Source organism: Endozoicomonas sp. ONNA1, from assembly GCF_024606325.1.
Classification (GTDB): Bacteria; Pseudomonadota; Gammaproteobacteria; order Pseudomonadales; family Endozoicomonadaceae; genus Endozoicomonas_A.
The window spans coordinates 1-3,937 of the sequence record NZ_JAHHPN010000760.1 but is presented as its reverse complement, the minus strand read 5'-3'; the positions used below and the strand labels follow the sequence as shown (position 1 = coordinate 3,937).

Below are 3,937 nucleotides of genomic sequence, written 5' to 3'. Positions count from 1 at the left end.
ATCAGAGCAAGGGTGAATGCATGAATCAAGATTATAGCGACGTTGCTCAATAAATGGTTTGAGTCCGGTTCTGGTTTTTTTATTAACATAAGATCCATGACTCCGGCTCCGATTGCGAGTCCGGCCATTGCACCAGTCAGAACAGTGTCTTCAACTCCGGATAACGATTCAACTGCAGGTAGGGAGAGTACCAGAGTCCTGAATGCGGCTGCGAAAAGGAACAGGTTTAAGGCCTCAGAAGATAGGGTTCCCGTGACTCCAACTGTGGCTCCGGCTATTGATCCGGCTAAGGCTTCTGCTTCTACATTGACTGTACTACTAACGCCTGAATTAACTACTGAAAAAGATACCGTTGCTAATATTGTTTCTGCCAATGAAGCAAGCACCAGATAAGGAAAGATTGCTTCTATATGTGAAGAGCCTTTGGTGACCCACTTGTCATAAACGATGGTCGCGACCATAAGGCCAGCGACTGATTTCACCATGGCATATTCACTGTAGGTATAATCTTCAGGTTGGATTGAACGTCTGGCACGATGCCTCAAAGTCTCTACGGTACAGGCTCCGGCTACCGTTCTTGCCACTGTCTCACGTGTAAAGTAAGTCATAGCTATTAAGGGTATAAAATGAGGGTCGTCAGTAGTGTATGTGTTATAAATAACGAGTCCTGTTCTTACAAATCTCAGAGGCTGCCACCAGGGCTGATCCGGAGGCCAGAGTGATAAGTGTCCGGCCAAAGCAATCTCAGTGGAGGTGATAAGGGCTGCGAGTTGATTATAAAAAGAAGAATTGACTTTTTGTAACTCATTTTGCTCTGTACCAGACAGACTAAACCGAATCGTATGGGTAGATACCCACTCGGTTGATTTGCAGATGCTGTACCAGAATCCGTAACTGATCAGGGTAGAAACTGCCAGCCCGGAACTACCACCGACCAGTTTCAGACCGTCTTCAATTAATGATGTATTATTGTGGTGGCTCAATAAGTTAAATTGTTCTTCTTTCGATACGCTTGAATGAGCGACTGAGTATATCAATAATAGGCATGAACATAGAGGAATTAGTTTGCCGGTTTTTTTCATCATTCATGCTCTTGATCAGGGTGACTGATTTGATTAGCAAATGATCAGTCAAACCTTACCTGCCAGAAGTAACCTGATTCTTTAATTACATCCGCTACAAGATTGAGCACTATCAATGAAACAAGGTGTACAAATAATCCAAAGGAGCATAAAACTTCTTCCACTGGTTACGGGTGGTTTCTGTGAAACTTTCTTCAAGTGTGACACCATAAACAGCATGGTTTGAAAGTCCATTGAACAAAGCGAGAGCTAATGCAGGAGCCAGAGTAATCGCGATGTTTCTCATTAAATGCCTTGAGTCCAGTTCCAGGCTTTGTTGCAATAGAAATTGCAAGAAAACGACTCCGTATGTCATTCCGACTACGGCTCTGGCTACGTCTATGTGATAGTGTGCAGGTATAACTATGGCAAAGGCAATGGTGCTAAGTGTAGCTGTATCCAGGAATAGATCTCCATGCCACCAAAGAGCTATGGTTCCGGCTGCTGCCACCGATCCGGCTATTGCTCCGGCTCCAGCTGCTGCTATGGCACCTGCTTCTTTCTCGACTCTATCAGCACTGCCTGAATTAGGTAATGAAAGAGAGCATATTGTTGATAATGTCTTCGTCAATGAAGCAGATATCATGTAAGCAAAGGCTGCTTTCACAGAAGTTAAACCTCTGTTGAGCATCTTTTTATAGACTATTGCCCCGACTATAATGCCAGCGACTGATGACAACATTTTATATTCACTAAGGGCATAATTTAAAGGTTGGGTTTTGCCTATGTCCTTATGCCTTAAAGCTCGGATGGTAGTGGCTCCGGCTACGTTTCTTGCCACTTCCTCATGGCTTAAGTATGCCGCAGTCATAACGGCGGCAGGATAAAAAGGACAGTTCGTGTATGTTTGATAACCAACGTATGCTGTTCCTGCAAATCGCAGTGGCTGCCACCAGGTTAGCTCAAGGGGCCAGAGTGATAGGTGCCCGGTTAAAGCAACTTCAGTGGAGGTGATAACGGCTGCGAGTTGGTTGCAAAAAGATGCTTTGACCTCCTGTAATTCACTTTCCTCTGTGCGAGGCAGGTCAAAGCGACCCGTTAGGGCAGTTACCACCTCGGGTGATCTGCAGATGCCGTACCAGAATCCATAATTGATTACAGTGGAGACTGCCAGCCTGGAACTACTAATGAGCAGTTTCAGGCTATCTTCAACTAACGATGCGTTATTGTAGTGGTTCAATAAGTTAAATTGTTCTTCTTTCGATAAGCCTGAATGAGCCAATGAGCTTATAAAAAATAAGCACGTGAATAGTGTTAGTGATTTAACGCAAATTTTCATTATTTATATCCTAAATTCGGATACTGATTTTATCTGAGAAAATGATCAACGAATTTTCACCTGTCGGGAGTAAACTGTTTCAACTGATCAGCATACGCAAGCACTTTCATAGTGTCCCTGCCATTTGCCCCTTTACTGTTGATAAAAGACTTTATAGTTCAGCTATGAAGTTTAAGCCACTTATTGGAAGGTGTTGACTATTGTGCTGTCCGAATCAGGAGCAAGTTTCGCCTCGAACGATCAAAGGTGTTTTTGGAAACAGGCCGATATAAAAGTCGGTGGGATGATTTTGTCAAGTTATTCTAACAAAGAGAAACGTCAGCTGACATTTAAGTCATTCAGATCCTTCGCGAAGCGTTCAAAGCAACTATTTGTCAATTAAACAAGGTGTACAAATAATCCAAAGGAGCATAAAACTTCTGCCATTGGATACGGGCTGTTTCGGTGAAACTTTCTTCAAGTGCGACACCACAAACAGCATTGTTTGAAAGGCCATTGATCAGAGCCAAAGCCAATGCAGGAGTCAGGGTAATGGCGACGTTTCTCAATAAACGGTTTGAGTCCAGGTATGAGTTTTGTTTTATCAAAATTACCATGACTCCAATTCCGACTCCGACTCCAGTCTGAGCTCCGGACAGGACTTTGTCTTTAACTCTGTATATGGATTCAACCTCAGGTAGAGAGAAGGCCAGAGTGCCAACTGCGGCTATGAACAAGACTGGGTTTAAGCTCCAGGCCGCTACGACTCCGATGGCTCCGTCTGTAGCTACAGCTAATGATCCGGCTAAGGCTCCGGCTAAGATTTCTGCTCCTGCTTCTACCTCTGAGGCATGAGCACTTTCTGAATTAGATGCTGATAAATAGCCTATTGCTAATATTGACTTTGACAATGAAGCAGAAAGGAGATATACGAAGCTTGCTTCAACAGGTGAAAAGCCTTTGCTGACCAACTTTTCATAAACTATTGTCCCGATCATCAAGCCAGCCATTGATTTCAACAGAGCGTATTCACTGAAGACAAAATCTTCAGGTTGGATTGAGCGTCTATCGTGATGCTTCAGAGCCTGCACGGTGTCAGCAGCGGCTGCGGTTCTTGCCACAACCTCATGGGTAAAGTAAGCCATTGTCATTATGGGTATAAAATAAGGATCCTGAGTAGTGTATGCTCTGTAACCAGCAAATCCTGTTCCTGCAAATCGCAGCGGTAGCCACCAGAGCCGCTCAAGGGGCCAGGGTGAAACCTTTCCGGCCAAAGCAACCTCAGTGGAGGTCAGAACGGCTGCCAATTGATTACAAAAAGATGATTTGACCTCTTGCAAGTTGTTTTTCTCTGTGTTGATAGAGCTAAACCGTCTCGCAAGGTCAGACAACAACTTGGTTGATTTGCAGATACTGTACCAGACTCCATAATGGACCACAGTGGAAACCGCCAGCCCCGAGCTCCTGCTGACCAGTTTCAGACTATCTTCAACCAGTGATGCATTATTGTGGTGGCTCAATAAGTTAAATTGTTCTTCTTTCGATACGCCTGAGTAAG

Annotated in this window: 3 protein-coding genes; all 3 read right to left on the bottom strand. The window is 44.2% G+C overall.

Annotated features, from left to right (window positions below):
- Positions 1-983, bottom strand: a 983-nt coding sequence (locus tag KDK19_RS18255; protein ID WP_257292525.1) for a hypothetical protein, incomplete at its 3' end; no start/stop codon positions are given.
- Positions 984-1,194: 211 nt separating this feature from the next.
- Positions 1,195-2,301, bottom strand: coding sequence for a hypothetical protein (locus tag KDK19_RS18250; protein ID WP_257255593.1), 1,107 nt, complete (start codon positions 2,299-2,301; stop codon positions 1,195-1,197).
- 473 nt (positions 2,302-2,774) lie between these two features.
- Positions 2,775-3,937: hypothetical protein (locus KDK19_RS18245; RefSeq protein ID WP_257255594.1), on the bottom strand; the 1,163-nt coding region annotated here is incomplete at its 5' end.